The sequence below is a fragment of the Pseudoxanthomonas sp. UTMC 1351 genome (genome assembly GCF_040948865.1).
Taxonomy (GTDB): Bacteria; Pseudomonadota; Gammaproteobacteria; order Xanthomonadales; family Xanthomonadaceae; genus Pseudoxanthomonas_A.
Genome location: NZ_JAVGJT010000011.1, coordinates 63,691 through 89,710, shown reverse-complemented (window position 1 = coordinate 89,710; position 26,020 = coordinate 63,691). Strand labels below are relative to the sequence as shown.

The window sequence follows — 26,020 nt, the reverse complement described above, 5'->3', positions numbered from 1 at the left end:
AGTGGTCAGCCCAACAGGAAACTCAGCCGCTCATCTGCGCGCGCCGGAGTGATTTCAAGAACTTCCGCGGTAACCACAACTTTGTCGACAAACGGATCCTCGTTCACCCGCACCTGGAGTTCGGACAGCGAAACGCCGTGGGCCAGGATGGCTCCGCCCGCGTTGGGCTGAAGACTGCCGACCAGCAGGAAGACGCCGTCGTCCACGCCACGCTGGATCCAAGCCTTATGACCTTCCATGAACTGCGCGGCCTGGGCTTTGTTCTCGGAAAATCGGAGTAGGACGATATGCATGCGATGGTTCCCTGGGCTTGTGTGCTTGTGTGCGCCGTCGGCGTCAGGCCGAGCGGATGGTCGGCGCCTGTGTTTCCAGCCAGGCGCACATCTGATTGACCTCGGAGCGAATGAAGATCTCGTCGCGAAAGGCGTTGGCCAAGGCGGCCACGCCCTGACTGCGGGCGAGCAAGTGCATCGCCAATACATCGGCATCCGCTTCCCTTCCAAACGCCACGAACTGATGACGCAGCCAGTCGCGGAATAGTCCCAGGATCTTGTTTGCTCCGGACTGTGCGGCGTGATCGAGTTTGGCCAGTTCGGCGCAGAGCGTCCCCACCGGGCAGCCGTACAGCATGATCTTGGCGCGGTTCGCGATGAGGATATGGATGAAGCTGCGGATGCGCTCGGCAGGGAGTGTGCCATCGGCTTCCCAGCAGTCGAGCATTTCCCGCGTGTTGGCGAGCCGCAGGGCGATCACGGCGTCGAGAATGTCGTCCTTGCTCTTGAAGTGGTGGTAGAAATTGCCACGCGAGATCCCCACCGCGTCGGCGATGTCGGCGAATGAGGTGTATTCGTACCCCTGCCGATAGAACAGCTGGTCTGCCGCGTTGATGATCTGCTCGCGAGTGGTCTTGGCGCTCATGCGGCTCGTTTCCGGGTTTTACGCTGCGGCCCTGGCACAGAAGAAAAGTCTGGCGTAGGACAACTGACCTAAACAGATTAGGACGAACGTCCTATGGCGGTCAAGCCGCCTGCGTATATGCATTCCGGGGTAGTCGCCAACACAACCAAAACGGACGCGCGGCGCTCGTGGCTACGGCGTCAGCCCGATGACCGAGGCGCCAAGCAGGCACGGTTGCTAACCGCTCCGTAACTGGGCCACCGCTCAAGCTTCCGGTACCGGCAACACCCGTGCCGTCTTCATCTGCCGGAGCCCTATCTTCAGGCCGAACAACGGGCGCAGCCAGCGGGCGCGACGAATGATTTCATAGCCACCGAAGCAGATGACGAAGGTCAGCGCCACCAGTAGCGGACCCTCGTGCGACGGCGCGATGGCAAACGGCTTGAGGTTATATGCCGCCACGACGATCACGGTCTGGTGGAGGATGTACACCGGAAATACCGCCGGCACCAAATACCGCAAGGCCGCACTATCGGCATGGCGGAACCGGAAAGCGAAGCCGAAGATCGCGGCGATGCCGCACCATTGGTTCATCCCCCAGATCGCACGTTGTACGGCGCGCAATGCATCCGGTGGTGGGTTGGTTTCACCGTAACCGCTGGCGTAGAAGTACCAGATGATGAAGCCGTAGCTACTGGCCGCCAAGGTCAGCGATATCCAGCGGAATCGCTGCAGCGCTTCCCAGAAGCCGGCAGCGCGGGCCATCAGAAAACCCAGCAGGAACACGCTGAAGTACTGGGCATGGTTATACCAATCATCGACCAGCGCATGGGTCGATTCGAAGCGATCCACCAGTGCGACACGGACCGCGGCCAACACCACTATCGGCCACAACAGTACGCCCCAGCCGGACAGTCGTGCTGCCAGCCATCGTCCCAGCGAGCCAGAGGCTTTGGGTGCCAGTCGGTCGAGCAGCCAAATAGCCACCGTGTACACCCACAGGTAAGCGACGAACCACAAGTGGTTCCAGGTGGGCAGGATCAGGCAGCCATCGTCGTCGCAGAAGGTGCTGTCGCCGGCAAGGTAGCGGCCCCAGAACGACAGATAGCCGTCCTGGTAACCGCCGGGGTACCGTGAATCAAGCAGCTCGTAATAGGCCTGCGGCGGCACGATCACCAGCATGCCGAATATCAACGGTAGCAGCAGGCGCCAGGAGCGTGATCCCAGGAACCCCTTCGGCTGTTTGGTGAGTAGGAATGCGCTGGCCGCGCCAGACACCAGGAACAACAGCGACAGCCGCCACGGGTTGGTCAGCAGCATGAAGGGTTCCAGCACAGAGCCAGCTTGTGGGCTTTTGACGTGCCAGTCCCAAGTCACGTAGTACATGCCCACGTGGTAGAGCACCAGCAAGCCGAACGCGCAGACGCGCACCCAGTCGAGATCGTGACGGCGTTCCATGGCAGCTCCAACGAAGAAGGACCGACTCATTTCAAGGCCGGCCACGTAGCCGCGCGAGCGCAAAGTGATCGATGGCGGGCGCGAAGGGACGAACCGCGGACATCAGGGACGAATGCCGGCTTGCCGGGCGGTCCACTCACCTAGAATGCGCCGATGACCGACTCCAGCTCCGACGCTGCCTATCGCCGTTTCCTGCCTTGGCGCCGCACATTCGAAGTTGGTTTCTGGGCGGCGCTGATGCTTATCAACGCAGCGGGCAACAGCATCACCACCTTGATGGACGTCCGCCGGGCGGGGCTAACGTTCGCCAGTTGGGAGCCGGCGGTGTGGGAGGGATCCAGCGCCGTCCTGATGCTGGCGTTGGTGCCGGCATTGGTGCTGTTCACCCGTCGCTTTCCGCTGCATTGGGACACCTGGCGGCGGCAACTGCCTTGGTACGTGTTGGCCAGCCTGTTGTTTTCAGTGGTGCACGTGGCCGGCATGGTGGCGCTGCGGGTGCTGGCCTACCGATGGCAGGGCGGAAATTATGACTTTGGTCCCTGGGGCAGGGAGTTCCTTTATGAATACCTGAAGGACGTCCGCAGCTTTACTGGCATGGTGGTCGGCATCGAGGTCTACCGTTTCCTGCTGCGGCGCTGGCAGGGCGAAGCGAGCTTGCTGGACGTCCCGGACGAGGGGCCGCCAGTGGAACCAGTGGAGCGTCCGGAACGCTTCCTGGTTCGTAAGCTGGGGCGGGAATTCCTGGTCGCCGCAGCCGACATCGAATGGCTGCAGGCCGCTGGCAACTACGTCAATCTGCGCGTCCGCGGCCACGACTACCCTCTGCGCAGCACGATCGCGGGCGTGGAGGCCAAGCTGGACCCACAGCGCTTCGCTCGGATCCACCGGAGCTACATGGTCAACCTGGATCACGTGGTCTCCATCGAACCCCTGGAAAGCGGCGATGCACGCCTGTATCTGAAGAACGGCACGAATTTGCCGTGCAGCCGCCGCTATCGGAGCGAGTTGCGCGACCGGGTCGGCAACGACTGATCGGCTCACACACCCGCGCCAAATTCCTTGAGAAAGCCCTGCCGCAGGCGGTCTGGAGCAGGCGCCTCTGGTATCCTTGCCGACCTTTACGACACGCCCCCGCCGCACCATGATCGAACTCAATCCCATCCGCCAGCGCATCGCCGACCTGCAAGAACGGCTGATTTCGCTACGGGGGTATCTTTGACTACGACGCCAAGCGTGAGCGTCTGGAAGAAGTCAACCGCGAACTGGAAAACCCCGACATCTGGAACAATCCCGAATACGCCCAGACCCTGGGACGGGAACGTTCGCTGCTGGACAAGACGGTCGGCGGCATCGCCAGCGTCGCTGACGGGCTGACCGAAGCAAGCGAATTGCTGGAACTGGCGGAAAGCGAGAACGACGAAGACACCGCGCTGGCCGTGGTAGCCGACGTGGACCGCTTCGCCACCCATGTGGAGAAGCTGGAATTCCAGCGCATGTTCTCCGGCCAGATGGATCCGACCAACGCGTTCGTCGACATCCAGGCAGGCGCCGGCGGCACCGAGGCGCAGGACTGGGCGGAAATGCTGCTGCGCATGTATCTGCGCTGGTGCGAATCGCGCGGCTGGAAGACCGAGCTGATGGAAGTCAGCGGCGGCGACGTGGCCGGCATCAAATCCGCCACCGTGCGCGTGGAAGGCGATTTCGCCTACGGCTGGCTGAAGACCGAAACCGGCGTGCATCGATTGGTGCGCAAGTCGCCGTTCGACTCCGACAACCGCCGCCACACCAGCTTCACTTCGGTGTTCGTGTCGCCGGAAGTCGACGACAACATCGATATCGAGATCAATCCGGCCGACCTGAGAACGGACGTATACCGTTCTTCCGGCGCCGGCGGCCAGCACGTCAACAAGACCGAATCGGCGGTGCGTATCACCCACATTCCGTCCGGGATAGTCGTGGCCTGCCAGACCGGGCGCAGCCAGCACCAGAACCGCGACAACGCGATGAAGATGTTGGCGGCCAAGCTCTACGAACTGGAGATCCAGAAACGCAACGCTGAGCGCGATGCGGTGGAAGCCACCAAGTCCGACATCGGCTGGGGCAGCCAGATTCGCAACTACGTGCTGGACCAAAGCCGCATCAAGGACCTGCGCACGGGCGTGGAACGCACCGATACACAGAAGGTGCTGGACGGCGATCTGGATGAGTTTGTCGAAGCCAGCCTGAAATCCGGCCTGGAAGCCGGATCCAAACGGATCGACGCTTAACCCGTAGAGCCGAGCTTGCTCGGCTGCCTTCTCCGCCACACTACCCGATAGCCGAGCAAGCTCGGCTCTACGAAGAACGACTCCCCCATGACCGACCAGAATCCTGCGCCGCAAATCCAAGCCGACGAAAACAGCCTCATCGCCGAGCGCCGCGCGAAACTGACGGCACTGCGTGCGCAGGGTGTGGCGTTTCCGAACGATTTCCGCCGTAACGAGTACGCCGGCGATCTGCAGGCCGAATATGCCGACAAGGAACTGTGGACGGCCGAGGCGTTGGAAGCCGCCCAGCGTCAAGTGAAGATGGCCGGCCGGTTGATGGCCAAGCGAGTGATGGGCAAGGCCAGCTTCGTGCAGATACAGGACGAATCCGGCCGTATCCAGTTGTTCCTGCAGGCCAACGCACTGGGCGAGGTGTACGACTCGTTCAAGAGCTGGGACATCGGCGACATCATTGGCGTGGAAGGGGCACTGACCCGGACCAAGACCGGTGAGCTCTCGGTCCGCGCCGAGTCGCTGCGCCTGCTGACCAAGTCGCTGCGGCCACTGCCGGACAAGTGGCATGGTCTGTCGGACGTGGAACAACGCTATCGCCAGCGCTATGTCGACCTGATCGTCAACCCGGAAGCGCGCGACGTCTTCATCAAGCGCTCCAAGATCATCCGCGCCATTCGCGAATGGCTGGACGCACGGCGGTTCCTGGAAGTCGAAACGCCGATGATGCATTACATCCCGGGTGGTGCCGCCGCCAAGCCGTTCGCCACTCACCATAATGCGCTGGATATGGACCTGTACCTGCGCGTGGCGCCGGAGCTGTACCTGAAGCGGTTGGTCGTGGGAGGCATAGAACGGGTCTACGAGATCAACCGCAACTTCCGCAACGAGGGCGTCAGCACCCGGCATAACCCAGAGTTCACGATGCTGGAGTTGTACGAGGCCTATGCCACGTACAACGAGGTGATGGACCTGACCGAGACGGTGATCCGCGACGTGGCCCATGAAGTTCTGGGCACGGGCAAGGTGGTATGGGAAGACAGTGAGATCGATCTGGAACCGGCGTTCCGCCGCTGGCGCATGGACGAAGCCGTGCGTCACTACAATCCTGAGATCAGCGCCGCCGACTGCACCGACCGCGATGCGCTGGTGCGCCATTGCGAACGCCTGAAGATCCACGTCAAGCCGTCTTATGGCTGGGGCAAATTGCTACTGGAGATCTTCGAGAAGACGGTGGAGCACACGCTGATTCAGCCCACTTTCATCACCGATCATCCGGTGGAAGTGTCACCGCTGGCCCGCGCCAACGATGCCCAGCCCGGCTATACCGACCGTTTCGAGCTGTTCATCAACGGGAAGGAACTGGCCAATGGATTCTCCGAGCTGAACGACCCGGAAGACCAGGCGGCCCGTTTCCTCGCCCAGGTGGAAGCGAAGGAGGGCGGTGACGACGAGGCCATGCATTTCGATGCCGACTACATACGCGCGCTGGAGGTCGGCCTGCCACCGACGGGCGGCCTGGGGATCGGCATCGACCGCCTGGTCATGCTGCTGACCGGCTCGGATTCGATCCGCGACGTGCTGCTGTTTCCCTATATGCGCCCCGAAAGTCAGGGCTAGGCCGCCCCAGCCTTGGCGTCAAAAATGTGACGCGCTGGGGCAAAAGTTGATCATCAGGGCGGGGGCGCCAGTTTTCCGTACGTTGCCAGGTGCGTTGCCCCCGGCGCGCTCCTGGCTTATGGTGCGCTCCTGATGCCGCCAATTTGTCCTGGAAAAGCGGTGTAACAGGCGAATTCCACCCGTCTCACCCGACCGGCTCGGTGCTCTTGCCGGAGTGGCATGTTTCCTGCGTGGACTATTACCGGACCCTAGTCAGTATCGATTGGGGCGCGGCGCGAAGCAGGATGCTCAAGCGCGCGTCTACGAGCAAAGCGGACCGGTGGGTTTCCACCGGTCGCCGGATAGGAAAGGCACACATCCCATGTTAGATGTCAGCGTAGCCAACAGCGGAGTATCCTTGCCCGACAGCCACCTGGTGTGGTCTCAAGGGGTAGGAAACGCATTGAACATCGTCATCGTCGACGATCAGACGTCTGCGCGCACGATGCTGCGCCACGTCATCGAGGACATCGCCTCGGAACTGACCGTGCATGACTTCGGCGATCCCCAGGTAGCCTTGAGCTGGTGCGAACAGAACCGCACCGACCTGCTGCTTTTGGACTACCGCATGCCGGGAATGGATGGGCTGGAATTCGCCCGCCGGTTCCGCCGGCTGCCAATGCACCGCGATATCGCCATTATCCTGATCACCGTGGTCGGCGATGAGCCGATTCGCCAGGCTGCCTTGGAAGCCGGCGTCATCGATTTCCTGGTCAAGCCCGTACGGCCGCGCGAACTGCGTGCGCGCTGCCGCAACCTGCTTCAGCTGCGGCAACAGTCGGAAAACGTCAAGCAGCGCGCTCTGTCGCTGGAGCAGCGCCTGCTCTCCAGCATGCATGAGGTGGAAGAGCGTGAGCGCGAAACACTATCGCGTCTTGCGCGCGCCATCGAGTTCCGCGACAGCGGTACCAGCGCTTATCTGGAGCGCATGGCACACGTCGCGGGATTGATCGCCGAACAGTTGGGATTGCCGGAAGACGAAGTGCGTGCCATCGAAATGGCGGCACCGCTGCACGACATGGGCAAGATCGCCATTCCCGATTCGGTACTGATGAAGGCTGGCCCGCTGACGGCGGAGGAAACCGAAGTCATGCGCCGGCATCCCAAGATCGGCCATGAACTGCTGTCCGGCAGCCAGAACCGTTTCATCCAGACCGGCGCACTGATCGCGCTGCGTCATCACGAACGCTATGACGGCAGCGGCTATCCTGACGGCCTGGTGGGTGAAGAAATCCCATTGGAAGCGAGGATCGTGGCAGTGGCGGACGTGTTCGATGCCCTGATCTCCCCACGCCCGTACAAGAAGGCTTGGGAGAAGGACGCGGCGCTGGCGTATCTGTATGCCCAGCGTGGCCGTCTGTTCGATCCTGGCTGTGTGGATGCACTGATCCGCGGCCGGGTCCGGCTGGACGACATATGTGATCGTTTCTCGACGGTGCAGAACCGTCCAGGGATGGAGTGAGCCATGAACAACCTGTCCGCGTGGGTAAAAAACCGCCTATCCAATCGCCCCGACAGCGAGCACGGGCAGGCACTGGTCCGTATCGGTCTGATCTCGTTGATCCTGGCCTACGCGTTGTTGCCATCCTCCCGTGCCGCGCTGGCACCTGGCGAATACGCCATCGTCCTGGCGATCGTGTTGTCGGGTCTGGCGAACGGCTTGGGTATCTTCGCCTGGCTGCTAGCACGCCCTGGTAAATCCCATGTGCGTCGCGCCTTGGGCATGATGGCCGACTACGGCCTGATGGCTGCCGCCATGGTCGGCATGGGTGAGGCGTTGGCCTGGGCCTATGTGGTGCTGATGTGGGTCACGGTGGGTAATGGCCTTCGATATGGCAACCGCTACCTGGTTATCGCGGTGGCGATGGCCTGTGCGGCGTTTGGCGGCGTACTGGTACTGAGCGACTACTGGCAGCGCAATCTGACGCTGGGCATCGGCTTGTTGCTGGGTTTGATCGCGGTGCCGATGTATCTGTCGGGCCTGCTGCGCGATCTGACTCGCGCCACTGAGGAAGCGCGCCGCGCCAATGAAGCCAAGAGCCGGTTCCTGGCCAACATGAGCCATGAATTCCGCACGCCATTGAATGGCTTGTCGGGCATGTCGGAGCTGCTGGCCACCACGCGGCTGGACAGCGAGCAACGCGAGTGCCTGTCCACCATCCAGGCCTCCACGCGCAGCCTTTTGGCGCTGGTGGAAGATGTGCTGGATATCTCGGCCATCGAAGCCGGCAAGCTGAAGCTCAACCTGGTTGAGTTCTCGCTGCAGGAGTTGGTGGAAAGTATTGGTCTGATCCTGCTGCCTCAGGCTCGGGCCAAGCAATTGCGGTATGAGGCGCGTATCGATGGTGCGGTGCCGGCGAAGCTGCGCGGCGACGCCGGCCACCTGCGCCAGGTATTGCTGAATCTGGCCGGTAACGCCGTCAAATTCACCGATTTCGGCGAGGTCCGATTGGACGTGGCGATTGCGCCGTCGGAAGGCGAGCAGATCCGCCTGCGCTTTACCGTGACCGACACCGGCATCGGCATTCCGTTGGCAGTGCGTACGCGGTTGTTCGAGGCATTCGAGCAGGCCGATGCCGGCTTGGCACGCCGTTATGGCGGCACGGGCCTGGGCACCACGATCGCCAAGGGTCTCACCGAGGCCATGGGTGGGCGTATCGGGTTTGAAAGCACCGAGCAACGGGGAAGCTGCTTCTGGGTGGAACTGCCGTTCGACCTGGTCCAGGTGCCGGTGGCGGTACCGTCGGTGCATGCACCGGCAGGGTGGCTCGAAGACTCGGCGATTCCCGAAGGCGCGGAAAACATCATCGCCTTCTCCGACCCCTTCCTGCGGCACCGCGCACGCGTGCGCAACATGCAGATACTGGTCGCGGACGACCATGAGGCCAACCGCATGGTGCTGCAACGGCTGCTGCAGAAAGCGGGGCACAAGGTGACCAGCGTTAACGGTGGCGAAGACGTGTTGAATGCGTTGGAGTCCGCCGAATACGACGCCGTGATCTGCGACCTGCACATGCCGGGCATCAGTGGCCTGGATTTGCTGAAGCAGCTACGCGTGATGGAAGCCGGCAGCGGCAGCCGCACGCCGGTGCTGATCCTCAGCGCCGACGTCACGCCGGAATCGATCCAGCGCTGCGAACAAGCCGGTGCGCGGGCCTTCCTGGCCAAACCGGTCGTGGCGTCGCGTCTGCTCGATGCGCTGGCCGACGTTGCCAACAACGCCCGCGCCTCGATTGGCGCCAACATGCCGACCCCGCGCAATGAGAGCCCGATGTCGGACGGCGTGCTGGACGTCAGCGTGCTGGATGAGTTGACGGCACTGGGCATGGGCGAGGCCTTCGAACGCGAATTCATCGGGCAGTGCCTCAACGATGCCGATGGCTGCATCGGCGCCATGGCGCATGCCATGGAGCGGGGCGACGGCGAGCATTTGCGCGAACACGCGCATGCGCTGAAAGGTGTCGCCAGCAACTTGGGCTTGGTCAAGCTGGCCTCAGCCAGCGGTGAATTGATGCGGCTGGCGGACTGGCAGATCAACCGGGAATGGCGCCAGCGATTGGCAACGCTCAACTCGCATCTGAGCCATGGCCGCGCTGCGCTTGAAGCCCGTGAACGTGTACGCGCCGCCGTCGAACAGGACAGCGAACGCAACTGACGGCGAAGTGGTGGCTATTGAGTAGCCACTGGTCCCACCGGTACTTGCCGGTGGGAACTCCCCCTGAATACTTCAAAGCGAAAGGCCGAGCGATACGGTCGACTTTTCCCAAACGATACGCTTAAGCCGCGCGCGCTCCCGAGCGCTTTTCCTGGGCGCGCACAATGCGCTCCATCATGCGCAGCGATTTGTCGCCCAACGCCAGCGCGGTATCCACCCACACTTCGGTGATGCCCATCAGTTCGTCGTAACCCACCGGCTGCGCCAGATTGCGCGAGGCGTTCATGGCGAGATAGGCATGCGGTGCGCGCTGCTGCTTGTTGATCAGTTCCTGCACCGCGGCCGCGCCCTGGCCCTTGGGTACCAGCACATCCACGACGCCCAGACGGTACAGCTCATCGCTGGTGTAGATGTTGCCGTCCAGGATGATCTTTTCAGCCACCTGAGGCGACACGCGCTTGCACAGGAACGAGTAGGCGCCCATGCCCGGGAACAGGCCGAACAATACCTCCGGCAATCCCATGTCGACGCCTTCTTCGGCCACGATGGTGTGGCACGCCAGGGCGATCTCCAAGCCGCCACCCAACGCGTCACCCTCGATCAGCGCGATGGTCCGAACGTCGCCGCCCAGGCCGGTATTGAGGTGGTGCACACCGTCGATACAGCGACGCGCATAGCCGAGCAGGCGATCACGGTTGTTTTCACGGATCAGTTGCGAGAACAGTCCCAGGTCACCGCCCAGATTGAACGCCCCTGGCGCCGCGGAAGCGACCACCAGATGACGCAGCTTGCCGGACTGGCGTTGCGACTCGCGCAGGGTGATCGAGTTCATGAAGCTCAACACGTCATCGAGCATTTGGCTGCGGAAGCACGGGCGCACACCCGGTGCGGCATCGGAATGCATGTACATCCAGTGGCTGTCACCGTTGGGTTCCGACTCGACACGAATGGTGGGAAAGGAGCGGGTGCGTTGCAGTTTTTCGATGTTGTTCATTTGAATTTCCTTGGCAGGGTAGGGTCGCAGGGTCGGAGACTGCGGGTTCGACATTAAAAGTGTGATGTGTGACAACACGCGCCGATGCTACACCTGAACGAAGAGTTAAAAGGCAGCTCATTCGTGGCCGTTCCGGCACTAGACATATCTATGCTCGAACAATTTCATAAATTGTGACGCGCGTCTAGAAAATACTTCTAAAGTTTCCGGTCTCAATAAAGAGAAGGCCGGCATTGCGCCGGCCCCGGGTTGACTCACTTCGCCACTGCAGGCGGCGGTGGATTCCTCAATTCCTTGCGAAGGATCTTTCCGACGTTGGTCTTCGGCAGTTCGGTGCGGAATTCGACGTATCTGGGTTGTTTGTAGCCGGTGAGGTTGTCGCGGCAATAGGCTTTGATCCGGTCTTCGGTAAGGGCAGGGTCTTTCTTGACCACGAACACCTTGACCGCTTCGCCGGATTTCTCGTCCGGAACGCCAATCGCGGCCACTTCCAACACACCATCGAGACCAGCGATGACGTCTTCGACTTCATTGGGGTACACGTTGAAGCCAGACACCAGGATCATGTCCTTCTTGCGGTCCACGATGTAGAAGAATCCGTCCGCGTCCATCTTGGCCATGTCACCGGTATGCAGCCAGCCGTCGTCATCGATGACCTTGGCGGTTTCTTCCGGGCGCTGCCAGTAGCCCTTCATCACTTGCGGACCTTTGACGCAAAGCTCGCCAACTTCGCCCAAGGGAACCAGATTGCCGTCGTCATCCTTCAGGCAGATGTCGGTGGACGGAACGGGCAGGCCGATAGCGCCGTTGTATTCCTTCAGATCCATGGGGTTGATACAGGCCGCGGGTGAGGTTTCGGTCAGTCCGTAGGCTTCTATCAGGGGGACGCCGGTGACTTTCTTCCACCGGTCGGCCACGGCGCGCTGCACGGCCATGCCGCCGCCCAGCGTCAACTTGAGGGACGAGAAATCGACCTTGTCGAAACCAGGTGTGTTCAGCAAGCCATTGAACAGCGTGTTGACACCGGTAACGGCGGTAAAGCGCGTGCCTTGCAGTTCCTTGACGAATCCGCGCATGTCGCGCGGATTGCTGATCAGGTGGTTGAGGCCGCCCAATTTCATGAACACCAGGCAGTTCGCCGTCAACGCGAAGATGTGGTACAGCGGCAACGCGGTGATGATGACTTCTTTGCCGTAGTCCAAGCCGTTGCCGATCCAGACGCCCGCTTGCTGCATGTTCGCCACCAGGTTGCGGTGGGTCAGCATGGCGCCCTTGGATACGCCCGTTGTGCCGCCGGTGTACTGCAGGAAGGCGATATCTTCAGGATCGATTTCCACGTCCGGCAATGTGTGCAACTGTCCGAGGGTCAGCGTGTCCTTGAAGCGCACTGCGCCGGGAATGTCGTACTCGGGTATCAGTTTCTTGACGTATTTCAATACGAAGTTGATCACCGTTCCCTTGGGGAACCCCACCAGATCGCCGAGGCCGGTGGTGATCACGTGCTTGAGCGGCGTACCTGCCATGGCCTCTTGCACGGTCTTGCCGAAGTTGTCGACCACCAGCAGCACGACGGCGCCGGAATCGTTCAACTGATGCTTCAACTCTCGCGGGGTATACATCGGGTTGACGTTGACGACCGTCAAGCCAGCACGCAGCACGCCAAAAATGGCGATCGGGTACTGCAGGCAATTGGGCATCATGATGGCGACACGGTCGCCTTTTTTCAGCTTCAGCTCGCCCAGCAGGTACGCCGCGAAGCGGCGGCTTAAAGTATCGATCTCGCCATAGGTCAGGGCTTTGCCGAAATTAGTGAAGGCAGGCCGGTCACGGAATTTTTCGATCGCCGTATCGAGCACCGAAACGATGGAGCGGTATTCGTCCAGATCCACTTCGTGTGGGACGCCTTGCGGATAGCTCTTGAACCATGGACGCTCCTGACTCATCTTCTGCTCCCTCCCCAGGGTCTTTTTGGCTTGGTTCCGGCACCCGTGAAATCGGATGCCGCGTGGGTGGCACAGTGGGAGCATACCGTTACGGATGGAAAAGGCGAAGCGCTTGGAAAACGTGAGTCGGATAAGTCACTTAAGAGGCCCTATGCCACGGCGGCCGCAAGCGTGGGGAGCCCTATGGCTGCTGTGCTGGCTGGTGGCGGCTTGTAGCCAGACTTCGCCGGAGCAGCAGCTGCAACTGCAATTCGAACGGATGCAGACGGCCATTGAAGAGAAGCGTACCGGCGATTTCCTGGCCGGCGTCAGCGCGGACTTTGCCGGGAAAAACGGAATGGACCGTGCTGCGCTGCACAACCTGTTGCGCCTGCAGATACTGGGCAACGCATCCATTGGCGTGACCCGCGGCCCGTTGGACATCCAACTGCAGGGCGATCACGCCACCGTCAAATGTTCCGTTCTGTTGACCGGTGGCGGAGGGCGTTTCCTGCCTGACCGGGCGCAGACCTACGCCATCACTAGCGGATGGCGGGAAGAGGATGGCGAGTGGCGTGTTTATTACGCGGATTGGCGCACGGAGTAGTAGTAGAGCGGAGCTTGCTCCGCTGCTCTTTTTTCATGTAGAGCGGAGCTGCGCCCCGAGATAACACCGCTTCAGTAGCAATGGGGCCGTCGCAACGGCAAGCCATAACGAATGGCGGGCGTAGAGCGGAGCTTGCTCCGCTGCTTTTTCCGGGATCAAGAGCAGCGGAGTAAGCCCCGCTCTACGAATCAAAGGCATATCACGAGGCGAGAGGCTACGCCATCCGCTGCGTCGCCAACTGGCGAAGCACGTAATGCAACAACCCACCGTGACGGAAGTACTCCACTTCCTTCGGCGTCAGCAGCATCACCTTGACTTGGAATCGCACCTCGCGGCCATCGGACTTCTTGGCCGATACCGTGGCGACTTTGGAAGCGCCATCCTCCAGACCGGTGATGTCGAAGACTTCCGACCCGTCAAACCCGAGTGTCATTGCGTTCTGACCTTCAATGAACTGCAAAGGCAGCACGCCCATGCCGACCAGGTTGGAGCGATGGATGCGTTCGAAGCTTTCGGCGAATACCGCTTTGACGCCCAGCAGATTGGTGCCCTTGGCTGCCCAATCGCGTGACGATCCGGTGCCGTACTCCTTGCCGGCCAGCACCACCAGCGGAACCTGGTCGGCTTTGTACTTCATCGCCGCATCGTAGATGGACAGCTTTTCGGGTGCGCCGCCGTCTTGCGGGAAATACAACGTATTGCCGCCTTCCTCGCCGCCGAACATCAGGTTCTTGATACGGATGTTGGCGAACGTGCCGCGCACCATGACGTCGTCGTTGCCGCGACGGGAGCCGTAACTGTTGAAGTCCGCCGGCTGCACGCCGCGCGACATCAGGAAATGGCCCGCGGGTGAGTCCTTCTTGATATTGCCGGCCGGCGAGATGTGATCGGTGGTGATGGAATCGCCGAACAGACCCAGCACGCGCGCGCCATGTACGTCGGCGATGCTGCCGACTTCCATGGTCATACCATCAAAGTAGGGCGGGTTCTTGATGTAAGTGGAATCTCCGTCCCAGGCATACAGTTCGCCATCGGGGGAAGCAATGGCGTTCCAGCGAGTATCGCCCTTGAACACATCGGCGTAGTTCTTCTTGAACATTTCCGGTCCGATGGTCTTGGCAATAAAGTCGCCGATCTCTTTATTGCTGGGCCAGATGTCTTTCAGGAACACAGGCTGTCCGTCACTGCCGACGCCCAACGGTTCGCTGGTCAGGTCGATGTCGGTGGTGCCGGCAATCGCGTAGGCCACCACCAGCGGCGGCGAAGCCAGATAGTTCATCTTCACTTCGGCGTGGATGCGCCCTTCGAAATTGCGGTTGCCCGACAACACCGAAGTCACCACCAGGTCGCCGGCGGCAATGCCCGCGCTGACTTCGGTAGGCAGCGGACCAGAGTTGCCGATGCAGGTTGTGCAGCCGTAGCCGACGACGTAAAAGCCGATCTTCTCCAGCTCATCCAGCAAGCCGGCTTTCTTCAGATAGTCGGTCACCACCAGCGATCCTGGCCCCAACGATGTCTTGACCCACGGCTTGCGAGTCAGGCCTTTGGCGGCGGCGTTGCGCGCCAGCAGGCCGGCGCCGAGCATGACCGCCGGATTTGACGTATTGGTGCATGAGGTGATCGCCGCGATCACCACCGCGCCATCTTTCAATTCCACGCTCTGGCCATCGATGTGGATCTGCGCGCGGCCCTTGGGCAGCACCTCTTTGTTGCCAATAGCGGTGCCGCCGCCTTCGCTTTCCAGCCGCGCTTCAGCCACGCCGTTCTTCTCGCGCGCCGCGGCGAAAGGCACCAGATTGTCGCGAAAATTCCGCTGCACGTCAGTCAGCAGCACACGGTCTTGCGGCCGCTTGGGGCCTGCCAACGAAGGCCTGACGTCGCCCATGTCCAGATGCAAGGTGGTGCTGTACTCGGCGTGCGGGCTGTTGGCGTCGTGCCACAGGCCCTGCGCTTTGGCATAGGCTTCCACCAGACGGATATGGTCTTCATCGCGGCCCGACAGCCGCAGATAGGTCAGCGATTCCTCATCGATCGGGAAGATGCCGCAGGTGGCACCGTATTCGGGTGCCATGTTGCCGATGGTGGCGCGATCGGCAAGTGGCAGATGCTGCAGGCCGTCGCCATAGAACTCGACAAACTTACCCACCACGCCCAGCTGGCGCAGCATTTGTGTCACGGTCAGCACCAGGTCAGTGGCGGTGGCGCCTTCCGGCAGTTTGCCGGTCAGTTTGAAGCCGACTACCTGGGGAATGAGCATCGACGAAGGCTGTCCCAGCATGGCTGCTTCGGCCTCGATGCCGCCCACGCCCCAGCCCAGTACACCAATGCCGTTGATCATCGTGGTGTGGGAGTCGGTGCCGAAAACGGTGTCCGGATAAGCCAGGCGCTCGCCGTCCTGTTCGGTGGTCATCACCACCCGCGCCAGGTTCTCGAGGTTCACCTGGTGGACGATGCCGGTATTGGGTGGCACCACCTTGAAGTTATCGAATGCCTTTTGGCCCCAGCGCAGGAAACCATAGCGTTCCTTGTTGCGTTCAAACTCAATCTTGCCGTTGAGGTCCAGCGAGTTGGCGCTGCCGAAAGAATCCACCTGCACCGAGTGATCGATCACCAGTTCCGACGGAATCAGCGGGTTGATCTGGCTGGGGCGGCCACCCAGCTTCACCACCGCATCGCGCATCGCCGCCAGGTCGACCACGCAAGGCACGCCAGTGAAATCCTGCAGCACCACACGGGCGGGCATGAAGGCGATTTCGGTGTCCGGCTCCTTCTTCGCGTCCCAATGAGCCACCGCTTCGATGTGTTCTGGCGTGACGGTCACCCCGTCTTCGCAGCGGAGCAGGTTCTCCAGCAGGATCTTCATGGAGTAGGGCAGGTTGGCGAACGCCGCGCCAGCCACTGCCGCCGGGGCGAGACGCTGCCTTAGCTTGGGAAGACTGAAGTACGTGTAGGACTTGCCGTTGACGTCCAGCGTGGAACGGGTGGCGAAGGAATCACTCATTGCGGAGGCTCCTGTAGCTTTGGGAGAGGGAAGAAGACGGATGACCGCAGCGTAGCGACCGTGATCCGGCCGTCTTGTGAATGGTTGCGCCGATTATCCGCCAATTCGATGACCGGCCAAGTTTGCTCTGTAGCAGCCGCTTTGGTTTCGCGAAGCAGGCGGTAGGCGCGATGAGAGAGGTGGTTTGGCGTTGGCGATCCATGCCGGGATTATCGTCCCTTTCCCAGCGGCGGATTTGAGTATGCATGGAAAAGTATGTATCATCCGCGCATACCGAGGAGCCCTCACATGGAAGCCACTGTTGCCGAACGCGGGCAGATCACCCTTCCGAAAGCCGTGCGCGACGCGCTAGGCCTGACCAAGGGCAGCGTACTGAAAGTCGAGCTGGAAGGCAGTCGCATCGTGCTGCGCAAGAGCGTGGACGACGCTATTTCGCGCGCGCGCGGCCGTTTCAAGCTGGACGGTTTCGATAGCACCGAGGAAGCCTTGCGCACCATCCGCGGTCGCGCGCCCGGCGAATCGACGGACTAAACCATTAAATGATCGCTATCGACTCCTCTGTGCTCATCGACCTGCTGGCCAATGGCCCGCAAGCGGATGCTGCCGAGGCCTGCCTAAGGCAGTGCCTGAGTGTCGGTCCGGTGGTGATCAGCGATCCGGCCTTGGCTGAAGTCTGCAGTGCGTTGCGTGACGGTTCCGAAGCGCTGGCGGTACTGGAAGAGATGAGCATCCGTTTCAGCGCGCTGGAAGCCAAGTCCGCATTGCGTGCAGGCGAGATGCAGCGCCGCTACCGCCAGCGCCATGCGGTCCAAGGGCGCGCGGTTCCCGATTTTCTGATTGGCGCCCATGCGCTGCTTCAATGCAATGGCCTGATCACCCGCGACGATCGTTTCTACCGCGATTACTTCAAGGGATTGAAGCTGATCGTGCCTGTTGCCGAATAATCCCGCAGCCGATAACGCTGCCGCCGTATTCCACTCTCACCCCGCAAACCGGAGCCAACCATGCTGGAAGCCTACTGCCACCACGTTGCTGAGCGCGCCGCGCTAGGCATCCCACCGCTGCCGTTGTCGGCGCAGCAGACGGCTGACGTCATCGAGCTGCTGAAAGCACCTCCGGCAGGTGAAGAAGACTTTCTCGTTGAACTCATCACTCACCGCGTCCCGGCGGGTGTGGACGATGCCGCCAAGGTCAAAGCGTCCTATCTGACCGCCATTGCATTCGGCACCGAGAAGTGCGCGCTGATCACCCGCGAACGCGCCACCGAGCTGCTGGGCACTATGCTGGGCGGCTACAACATCCATCCATTGGTGGAACTGCTCGACGACACGCAGGTGGGCACCATCGCCGCCGAAGCCTTGAAGAAAACCCTGCTGATGTTCGACGCTTTCCATGACCTGCAGGAAAAAGCGGAGAAGGGCAACGCCAACGCCAAGGCCGTGCTGCAGAGCTGGGCCGATGCGGAGTGGTTCACCAGTCGTCCTGAAGTGCCGGAAAGCCTGACCGTCACCGTGTTCAAGGTGACCGGCGAGACCAATACCGACGACTTGTCGCCCGCGCCCGACGCCACCACGCGTCCGGATATTCCGCTGCATGCGTTGGCCATGCTGAAGAACAAGCGCGACGGCATTACGCCTGAAGAAGACGGCAAGCGCGGCCCGGTCGCTTTCATCGAATCGCTGAAAGAGAAGGGCCATCTGGTCGCCTACGTCGGCGACGTGGTCGGCACCGGTTCCAGCCGCAAGTCCGCGACCAACTCGGTACTGTGGTTCACCGGCGAAGACATCCCCTTCATCCCGAACAAGCGCTTCGGCGGCGTGTGCCTGGGCAGCAAGATCGCGCCCATCTTCTACAACACCATGGAAGACGCCGGTGCGCTGCCGATCGAACTCGACGTATCGCAGATGAACATGGGCGACGTGATCGAACTGCGTCCGTACGACGGCAAGGCGCTGAAAGACGGCCAGGTGATCGCCGAGTTCCAGGTGAAGTCGGACGTGCTGTTCGACGAAGTGCGTGCCGGTGGCCGTATTCCGCTGATCATTGGCCGCGGCCTCACCAGCAAAGCGCGCGAAGCGCTGGGTCTGCCGCCGTCCACACTGTTCCGCCTGCCGCAGGTTCCCGCAGACACCGGCAAGGGCTTCACGTTGGCGCAGAAGATGGTGGGCCGCGCCTGCGGTCTGCCGGAAGGGAAGGGCATGCGTCCGGGCACGTACTGCGAACCGAAGATGACCTCGGTGGGTTCGCAGGACACCACGGGTCCGATGACCCGCGACGAGTTGAAGGATCTGGCTTGCCTGGGCTTCAGTGCGGACCTGGTGATGCAGTCCTTCTGCCATACCGCTGCTTATCCGAAGCCGGTCGACGTCAAGACGCACCACGAACTGCCGGCCTTCATCAGCAACCGTGGCGGCATCTCGCTGCGCCCGGGCGACGGCGTGATCCACAGCTGGCTCAATCGCATGCTGCTGCCCGACACCGTCGGCACCGGCGGTGACTCGCACACACGTTTCCCGGTGGGTATTTCGTTCCCGGCAGGTTCCGGCCTGGTGGCATTCGCCGCGGCGACTGGCGTGATGCCGTTGGACATGCCTGAATCGGTGCTGGTGCGCTTCAAGGGTCAGATGCAGCCTGGCGTGACGTTGCGTGACCTCGTCAACGCGATCCCGCTGTACGCCATCAAGTCCGGCCTGTTGACCGTGGCCAAGCAGGGCAAGAAGAACATCTTCTCCGGCCGCATCCTGGAAATCGAGGGTTTGCCAGACCTGAAGGTGGAGCAGGCTTTTGAGTTGTCCGATGCCTCGGCCGAGCGTTCGGCCGCGGGTTGCACCGTGCATCTCAACAAGGAGCCGATCATCGAATACATCAACAGCAATATCACGCTGTTGAAGTGGATGATTGCCGAAGGCTATGCCGATGCGCGTTCGATCGGGCGCCGCATCAAGGCCATGGAAGCCTGGCTGGCCGACCCGCAACTACTCAAGGCCGATGCGGATGCCGAGTACGCCGCCGTGATCGAAATCGATCTGGCCGACGTGCACGAGCCCATCGTCGCCTGCCCGAACGACCCGGATGACGTGAAGACGTTGTCGGAAGTGTCTGGCGCGGTGATCGATGAAGTCTTTATCGGTTCGTGCATGACGAATATCGGCCACTTCCGTGCGGCTTCGAAACTGCTGGAAGGCAAGCGCGACATTCCCACCAAGTTGTGGGTCGCACCGCCGACCAAGATGGATGCCGCCGAGCTGACCAAGGAAGGCCACTACGGCACCTTCGGCACCGCCGGCGCACGCATGGAAATGCCGGGTTGCTCGCTGTGCATGGGCAACCAGGCGCAGGTGAAGGAGGGCGCGACTGTGTTCTCCACCAGCACCCGCAACTTCCCCAATCGCCTGGGCAAGAACTCCAACGTGTACCTGGGCTCGGCCGAACTGGCCGCCATCTGCTCGCGCCTGGGTCGTATCCCGACCAAGGCCGAATACATGGCCGACATGGGCGTGCTCAGCGCCAACGGCGCGGAGATCTACCGCTACATGAACTTCGACCAGATCCAGGACTACAAGGACGTAGCCGATACCGTCGCGGCCTGATCCGCATCTTGTTCCAAAAAGAAGCCCGGCAATGCCGGGCTTCTTCATTACTTTGTAGGAGCGGCGTCCCCGCCGCGAGCTCTTCCCGCCAGATCGCGATAAAAGCGAAATGCTCGCGGCGGGGGCGCCGCTCCTACAAATGTCGTTCACCTTAATCACCGCAACCACTCATTGGCGGCATCCGCCATTGCTCTGCGCGAAAACAGGAAGTCCCAGTAGCTGCCGCCCAGCTGCCGCCACAGCACTGCCGAACGGACCGCCGCCAACAGGATGGCGCGGATCTCGGCCACCACGCCCGGCTGTCCCAGGTAATGCGGATTGCCTTGCACCATGACCCGCGGCCGCAGGTGGCTGATGGTGTCTGCGTAAAGCCCACCCAGTGCGGACAGTACGTCGGGATGGGTGCTGCCCAACTCACCTGCCTGCGGTGCGATGCCGGTGACCCCGTCGCCGACCGCACTAACCATTTCGGTCTCATTGGAAAAACGGCGTTCCAACTGCAACACCGACATCGCAAGCCGAAGCAGGCTTTCATCGCGTGGTTCATTGCTCAGGTAACCCCGCAACAACCGTAAGCCGGCCGAGATGTCCGGAACGCTTCCATAGACGTCCAACGGCGTGGCGGCATCGAGCCGGAACACGCTGTCCAGTGAAGCCTGTACGACCGACACCTCCGACTGTCCGGTTTCGGCGATGCGCCGGACCTGTTGCAGCGCCTGCGCCAAACCGGCCAAGGCCAGCACACGATCGGAAAATTTATTGCTCAAGCAGCTTGCTCCGCGATACGTCTTTCAAGAGGGGCGTCGGTGGCGGCGATCACAGCGCCACCCAGGCACTCCTCACCGTCATACAACACCAAGGATTGTCCAGGTGTGACCGCACGTTGCGGGTGAGGAAAGCACACGGACAGCGTGCCGTCGTCGGCTACGGTCACGTGGCAGGGTTCGTCGGCTTGGCGGTAGCGTGTTTGCGCCATGCACTCGAAAGATCGTGACGGCGGGGCGCCCGCGATCCAGTGGGCGGTTTCGGACCACAGCTGCTGCGACATCAGGAAGGGACTTTGCGTGTCCTGGTCCACATACAGGATGTTGTGGGTGACATCCTTGCCGACCACGTACCACGGCGCCTGCGGTCGCCCGCGCACGCCGCCGATCTGCAGGCCCTCGCGCTGACCCAGGGTGAAATAGAAAACACCTGCATGCTCGCCGATCTTTTGTCCTTGCGGGTCATGCATCTCGCCTTGCTTGGCTGGGAGGTAGCGACCGAGGAATTCGCGGAAATCACGTTCGCCAATGAAACAGATGCCGGTGGAATCCTTCTTGTCGTGTGTCGGCAATCCCGCTTCGCGCGCTATGCGGCGCAGATCGGATTTCCGCAGGTCGCCGATGGGAAAGCGGGTCGCCGCCAACTGCGCCTGACCCAGCTGGTGCAGAAAATAGCTTTGGTCCTTGCTGCGGTCAGCGCCGCGCAACAGCCGCCAGCGGCCACCGGAGTGGACCACCTGGGCGTAGTGCCCGGTGGCGATCTGTTCGGCGCCCAGCTCGCGTGCCGCGTCCAGGAAATGCTTGAACTTCACCTCGCGGTTGCACAGCACGTCCGGGTTGGGCGTGCGCCCGGCGGCGTATTCGGCCAGGAAGTGCTCGAACACGCCCTGCCAGTATTCCGATGAAAAATCGCGAAAGTGGAACGGGATGCCCAACTTCCCGCAGACCGCCACCGCATCGCGACGATCGTCTTCGGCCCTGCATTCGCCCGTTCCATCGTCGGCCCAGTTCTGCATGAACAGTCCCGCGACCGGTTCGCCCGCCTGGACCAGGCGCAAGGCGGCTACGGACGAGTCCACGCCGCCCGAGATTCCCACGATCACCCGAGGCCCGGACGTCATACGGTCACCGCGACCTCTTCGAAGCCGGGCCCGCATGGCGCAAACTCACCTCTCTCGCTTGCGGGGGAGGTTGAGAGGGGGCAGGAGGGGGAAACGCGTTTCATGCGATTTGCTGCAGCATCGACAAAGGCGAGCGACGACCAGCCAGATAGTCCTGCACCGCCTGCCAGACCAGCGGACTGCGATGGCGCGCTGCCTGCTGTTGCAGCTCCGCTGGCGTCAGCCACACGGCCTGCACAATCCCGTCGTCCAGCGGTTGCTCCGGGTCGTGGCGAACCGGTTCGGCGGCGAACGCGAACCGCAGGTAGTGGCGGCCCGCGCTTCCGTCATCGTTCGTGGCTGTCCATTGATAAGCGCCGACGAAACCGGTCAGGCGAACTTCCCAGCCGGTCTCTTCGCGCGTCTCGCGCAATGCAGCTTCCTGCAGGCTTTCGTCCGGTTCCAGATGTCCGGCCGGCTGGTTGAAGACCAGCCGGCCGCCCGCATGTTCCTCGACCATCAACAGCCGGCCGTCGCGGACCACGACGGTTGCCACGGTTACGTCCGGTTGCCAGAAACGGCCTTCACGATAACTCATGCGCTTTCCGCCTTTTCAATAGTCGTCCGAGGCATCGGCGGTTAATTCGAGCTCCATTTCGTCCGCGGTGCTGGCGGCCGCGGCGACGGTATCGTTCAGTTCTTCGAGTTCCGCGTCGGCCGAAATCTTCGCCACGTATACCGCCGCGCCGCTTTGCTTCACCCATCCGCCCAATATCAGCGAATTGGACGCATCCAGCAGCCGATTGGCGATCACTCCCGGCAGCGTGTCGCCAGACGCCTTGTAAGCGTACGACCATATTTCACGGATCCGCTGCTTGCCGTAGGGCTCCACCGCTGACCGAATGAAGACGATCTGGCTGCGGCCCGTGTCGCCGACTGCCATCAGCAATTTGTAGTCGCCATCTTCATCCACCTCGTATTCGTAACCCAGATCCTTCAGTTGTTTCGCAATGGCGGGATCGGCATCGGCCGCTTGCAACGATCCGGCGGCCAGGAACAGAGCCAGTGCGAAGACCAGGGTGCGGCTCATACGGATGGAGTCCTTCATGTCGGCGGTGGTGAATTGTGCGTGCAAGCCGCACGGGCCGTCCAATCCGTATAATTGCGGCATGCCCCGCAAGAACGAAAACGAACGCGACTACGGCGTAATGGTAGAGACCGGCAAGCCCGAAGTGGCACCGCCGCCGCTCTACCAAGTGCTGCTGTTGAACGACGACTACACGCCCATGGATTTCGTGGTCCTGGTACTTCAGCAGTTCTTCTCCATGGACCTGGAGAAGGCCACCCAGGTCATGCTTCACGTGCATACTCGTGGACGAGGCGTCTGCGGCGTGTACACTCGGGAAGTGGCCGAATCCAAGGTCGCCCAGGTCAATGAGTTTTCGCGGATGAACCAGCATCCGCTGTTGTGCACGATGGAGAAGTCCTGAGCGCTTAAAACCTGTTCACGATCCGTCGCGAGCGAAGGCAGGCGGCCCGTGGCGGAGCGGAGCCCCCACGGGATGCAAGCACAAGCGCAGCGTATGTGGAATACGTGAGCATTGCGAGCACCCGCACGCGGGTCGCCTGTCGAGCGCAGCAGGATCGTGAATAGGTTTAACGTGTGTGGGCATCCGAGCCCTTCGCAAGGCAACGTATCCTGAACACTGCAATCCGTCAGAATGATGGAAATCCACCCGCCAGGCCGCATATTGTTGGCATCGGCCCCGGAGGCAATCATGTTCAGTAAAGACCTCGAGCAAACCATCGGCCAGTGCTACAAGCGCGCCCGCGAGGCGCGGCACGAGTTCATGACCGTTGAGCACCTATTGCTCGCATTGTTGGAAAACCCATCCGCCCAAGCGGTCCTTAAAGCCACCGGCGCGGATTCAGCGCGCCTGCGCGAAGACCTGGAACAGGCCATCGAGGCCTCGGTCTCGCGACTGGCCGAAGACGACGGCCGCGATACCCAGCCCACGCTTGGCTTCCAGCGCGTCCTGCAGCGGGCCGTCTATCACGTGCAGTCCTCCGGGAAGAAGGAAGTGACCGGTGCCAATGTCCTGGTCGCCGTATTCGGCGAAAAGGACTCGCACGCTGTTTATTTCCTGACCCAGCAGGACGTCACTCGCCTGGACATCGTCAACTACCTGTCGCACGGCATTGCCAAGCAGGGAGATGACAATGAGGCTCCCGGCCAGCCGGACGGCGAAAGCAAGGCCGAAGGCGGGGAGAGCGATGCCAAGGGCGACGCCCTGGCAGAATTCGCCAGCAACCTCAATGACCTGGCCCGGCATGGCAAGATCGACCCACTGGTTGGGCGCGCCGACGAAATCGAGCGCACCATCCAGGTGCTGTGCCGCCGTCGTAAGAACAACCCGCTTTATGTAGGCGAGGCCGGCGTGGGCAAGACCGCCCTGGCCGAAGGCTTGGCCAAGCGCATCGTCGATGGCGAGGTACCGGACGTACTGCTGGACGCCACCATCTACTCGCTGGACCTGGGTGCGCTGGTCGCGGGCACCAAGTACCGTGGCGACTTCGAAAAGCGCCTGAAGGGCGTGCTGTCGTCCATCAAGAAGCTGCCGGGCGCGATTCTGTTCATCGATGAGATCCACACCATCATCGGTGCGGGGTCGGCCAGCGGCGGGACCATGGATGCCAGCAATCTGATCAAGCCGGCGTTGGCTTCAGGCGAGTTGCGCTGCATCGGCTCCACCACCTTCCAGGAATACCGCGGCATCTTCGAAAAGGACCGCGCGCTGGCGCGGCGCTTCCAGAAGATCGACATCGTCGAGCCCACGGTGGGCGAGACTTTCGAGATTCTGCAGGGCCTGAAGCCCAAGTACGAAGCGCACCACGGCGTCACTTACGCCGACGATGCGCTGCAGGCGGCGGTGGACCTGTCGGTCAAACACATCGGCGACCGTCTGTTGCCGGACAAGGCCATCGACGTGATCGACGAAGCCGGTGCCCGCCAGCGCCTGCTGCCGCTGGACGTGCGCAAGGAGCTGATCGACGTCGAGGAAATCGAGACCATCGTGGCCAAGATGGCCAGGATCCCCGCCAAGCAGGTGTCCTCGTCCGACAAGGACGTGTTGCAGCACCTGGAGCGCAATCTGAAGATGGTGATCTTCGGCCAGGATCCGGCTATCGAGATGCTGGCGGCGTCGATCAAACTGGCGCGCTCCGGCCTGGGCAATCCGGACAAGCCCATCGGCAACTTCCTGTTCGCCGGTCCGACCGGCGTGGGCAAGACCGAGGTGACCAAGCAGCTTGCGCTGCAACTGGGCATTGAGCTGGTCCGCTTCGACATGTCCGAATACATGGAGCCGCATTCGGTCAGCCGGTTGATCGGCGCACCTCCGGGCTATGTTGGTTTCGACCAGGGTGGCCTGCTGACCGAAAAGATCGTCAAGACGCCGCACTGCGTGCTGCTGCTGGACGAGGTGGAAAAGGCGCATCCGGACATCTTCAACATCCTGTTGCAGGTGATGGACAGAGGGGTGCTGACGGACACCAATGGCCGGGAGGCGAACTTCAAGAACGTCATTCTGGTGATGACCACCAATGCTGGCGCCACCCAGGCATCGCGACGGACGATTGGCTTCACTCGCCAGGATCATTCCACCGATGCAATGGAAGTCATCCGCCGCAGCTTCACTCCAGAGTTCCGTAACCGGCTGGACGCCATCGTGCAGTTCCAGGGTCTAGGCTTCGACCACATTCTAAGAGTTGTCGATAAGTTCCTGATTGAACTGGAAATGTTGCTGCAGGAAAAGCACGTCAGCCTGTCGGCCACGCCGGCCGCACGCGATTGGCTGGCCCAGCATGGCTTCGACCCGTTGATGGGCGCACGCCCGATGGCGCGTCTGATCCAGGACAAGGTGAAACGTCCGCTCGCCGACGAATTGCTGTTCGGCAAGCTGATCGATGGTGGCCGCGTCAGCATCGACGTCCGCGACGGCGAGCTGGTGGTCGATTCGCAAGCCGAACCGGAGCGATTGCTGCCGGCGACGGTTTAGCCAAAAGGAAACGGGTGGAAGGCGGCTACGGCCGCCTTTCCCATTTCTGCATGGATT

General features: G+C 61.7%; 21 protein-coding genes. 11 read left to right on the top strand and 10 right to left on the bottom strand.

Features of this window, described 5'->3' with window-relative positions; translation table 11 throughout:
* Positions 1–5: 5 nt before the first annotated feature.
* The 3 genes from AB6O04_RS09220 to AB6O04_RS09210 all read right to left on the bottom strand — a co-directional run bounded on the left by AB6O04_RS09220 (position 6) and on the right by AB6O04_RS09210 (position 2,355).
* A complete protein-coding gene (locus tag AB6O04_RS09220; RefSeq protein WP_368563560.1) occupies positions 6–293 on the bottom strand; it encodes a YciI family protein in 288 nt (95 codons plus the stop codon).
* A 43-nt stretch (positions 294–336) separates the two neighbouring features.
* Positions 337–918 (bottom strand): TetR/AcrR family transcriptional regulator, encoded by a 582-nt coding sequence (locus tag AB6O04_RS09215; RefSeq protein ID WP_368563559.1) that lies wholly within the window; start codon positions 916–918, stop codon positions 337–339.
* Between the two features lie 243 nt (positions 919–1,161).
* Entirely contained in the window at positions 1,162–2,355 is a 1,194-nt protein-coding gene (locus tag AB6O04_RS09210; protein ID WP_368563558.1) for an acyltransferase family protein, read from the bottom strand.
* A gap of 153 nt (positions 2,356–2,508) precedes the next feature.
* On the opposite strand from AB6O04_RS09210, the gene AB6O04_RS09205 reads away from it, so the two are divergent.
* The 5 genes from AB6O04_RS09205 (at position 2,509) to AB6O04_RS09185 (ending at position 9,927) form a co-directional block, all read left to right on the top strand.
* Positions 2,509–3,387, top strand: coding sequence for a LytTR family DNA-binding domain-containing protein (locus AB6O04_RS09205; RefSeq protein ID WP_368563557.1), 879 nt, complete (start codon positions 2,509–2,511; stop codon positions 3,385–3,387).
* A 109-nt stretch (positions 3,388–3,496) separates the two neighbouring features.
* Positions 3,497–4,622, top strand: a protein-coding gene (gene prfB, locus AB6O04_RS09200; RefSeq protein WP_368563556.1) for a peptide chain release factor 2 whose coding sequence is annotated in 2 segments (ribosomal slippage) — positions 3,497–3,571 and positions 3,573–4,622 — 1,125 coding nt in all. Because the reading frame shifts where the segments join, the coding sequence is not laid out codon by codon here.
* A gap of 87 nt (positions 4,623–4,709) precedes the next feature.
* Positions 4,710–6,233: a lysine--tRNA ligase gene (gene lysS, locus AB6O04_RS09195; RefSeq protein ID WP_368563555.1), complete on the top strand. Its 1,524-nt coding sequence runs from the start codon at positions 4,710–4,712 to the stop codon at positions 6,231–6,233.
* Positions 6,234–6,594: 361 nt separating this feature from the next.
* Positions 6,595–7,734, top strand: coding sequence for an HD domain-containing phosphohydrolase (locus AB6O04_RS09190; protein WP_368563554.1), 1,140 nt, complete (start codon positions 6,595–6,597; stop codon positions 7,732–7,734).
* Positions 7,735–7,737: 3 nt separating this feature from the next.
* Positions 7,738–9,927 (top strand): response regulator, encoded by a 2,190-nt coding sequence (locus AB6O04_RS09185; protein ID WP_368563553.1) that lies wholly within the window; start codon positions 7,738–7,740, stop codon positions 9,925–9,927.
* A gap of 121 nt (positions 9,928–10,048) precedes the next feature.
* Here AB6O04_RS09185 and AB6O04_RS09180 read toward each other — a convergent pair whose 3' ends face one another.
* Both AB6O04_RS09180 and AB6O04_RS09175 read right to left on the bottom strand, forming a co-directional pair.
* Positions 10,049–10,921, bottom strand: a complete 873-nt coding sequence (locus tag AB6O04_RS09180) for a crotonase/enoyl-CoA hydratase family protein (RefSeq protein ID WP_368563552.1) — start codon at positions 10,919–10,921, stop codon at positions 10,049–10,051.
* A gap of 254 nt (positions 10,922–11,175) precedes the next feature.
* On the bottom strand, positions 11,176–12,864 hold the full coding sequence (locus tag AB6O04_RS09175) for a long-chain fatty acid--CoA ligase (protein ID WP_368563551.1): 1,689 nt from the start codon (positions 12,862–12,864) through the stop codon (positions 11,176–11,178).
* A 151-nt stretch (positions 12,865–13,015) separates the two neighbouring features.
* On the opposite strand from AB6O04_RS09175, the gene AB6O04_RS09170 reads away from it, so the two are divergent.
* Complete coding sequence (locus tag AB6O04_RS09170; protein ID WP_368563550.1) at positions 13,016–13,450, top strand: hypothetical protein; 435 nt, start codon at positions 13,016–13,018, stop codon at positions 13,448–13,450.
* Between the two features lie 214 nt (positions 13,451–13,664).
* Here AB6O04_RS09170 and acnA read toward each other — a convergent pair whose 3' ends face one another.
* Positions 13,665–16,451, bottom strand: coding sequence for an aconitate hydratase AcnA (acnA, locus tag AB6O04_RS09165; RefSeq protein ID WP_368563549.1), 2,787 nt, complete (start codon positions 16,449–16,451; stop codon positions 13,665–13,667).
* Between the two features lie 288 nt (positions 16,452–16,739).
* Between acnA and AB6O04_RS09160 the strand changes: the two genes are divergently transcribed.
* From AB6O04_RS09160 to acnB, 3 genes are read left to right on the top strand one after another with little or no spacing between them, the layout of a single operon-like run.
* Positions 16,740–16,982: an AbrB/MazE/SpoVT family DNA-binding domain-containing protein gene (locus AB6O04_RS09160; RefSeq protein ID WP_368563548.1), complete on the top strand. Its 243-nt coding sequence runs from the start codon at positions 16,740–16,742 to the stop codon at positions 16,980–16,982.
* Between the two features lie 8 nt (positions 16,983–16,990).
* Positions 16,991–17,395, top strand: a complete 405-nt coding sequence (locus AB6O04_RS09155; protein WP_368563547.1) for a type II toxin-antitoxin system VapC family toxin — start codon at positions 16,991–16,993, stop codon at positions 17,393–17,395.
* Positions 17,396–17,455: 60 nt separating this feature from the next.
* Positions 17,456–20,041 carry a bifunctional aconitate hydratase 2/2-methylisocitrate dehydratase gene (gene acnB / locus AB6O04_RS09150; protein WP_368563546.1) on the top strand — a complete coding sequence of 862 codons (2,586 nt, stop codon included), beginning with the start codon at positions 17,456–17,458 and terminating at the stop codon, positions 20,039–20,041.
* Between the two features lie 155 nt (positions 20,042–20,196).
* Here acnB and hflD read toward each other — a convergent pair whose 3' ends face one another.
* The 4 genes from hflD to AB6O04_RS09130 form a co-directional block, all read right to left on the bottom strand.
* Positions 20,197–20,808 (bottom strand): high frequency lysogenization protein HflD, encoded by a 612-nt coding sequence (gene hflD, locus AB6O04_RS09145; protein ID WP_368563545.1) that lies wholly within the window; start codon positions 20,806–20,808, stop codon positions 20,197–20,199.
* Complete coding sequence (gene mnmA / locus AB6O04_RS09140; RefSeq protein ID WP_368563544.1) at positions 20,805–21,926, bottom strand: tRNA 2-thiouridine(34) synthase MnmA; 1,122 nt, start codon at positions 21,924–21,926, stop codon at positions 20,805–20,807. Before mnmA ends, hflD begins: the two co-directional genes overlap by 4 nt.
* A 100-nt stretch (positions 21,927–22,026) precedes the next feature.
* A complete protein-coding gene (locus tag AB6O04_RS09135) occupies positions 22,027–22,503 on the bottom strand; it encodes an NUDIX hydrolase (RefSeq protein WP_368563543.1) in 477 nt (158 codons plus the stop codon).
* 15 nt (positions 22,504–22,518) lie between these two features.
* On the bottom strand, positions 22,519–22,995 hold the full coding sequence (locus AB6O04_RS09130; protein ID WP_368563542.1) for a hypothetical protein: 477 nt from the start codon (positions 22,993–22,995) through the stop codon (positions 22,519–22,521).
* Between the two features lie 79 nt (positions 22,996–23,074).
* Between AB6O04_RS09130 and clpS the strand changes: the two genes are divergently transcribed.
* Positions 23,075–23,395 carry an ATP-dependent Clp protease adapter ClpS gene (clpS, locus tag AB6O04_RS09125; RefSeq protein WP_337341636.1) on the top strand — a complete coding sequence of 107 codons (321 nt, stop codon included), beginning with the start codon at positions 23,075–23,077 and terminating at the stop codon, positions 23,393–23,395.
* 288 nt (positions 23,396–23,683) lie between these two features.
* Positions 23,684–25,963, top strand: coding sequence for an ATP-dependent Clp protease ATP-binding subunit ClpA (gene clpA, locus AB6O04_RS09120; protein ID WP_368563541.1), 2,280 nt, complete (start codon positions 23,684–23,686; stop codon positions 25,961–25,963).
* Positions 25,964–26,020: the final 57 nt, after the last annotated feature.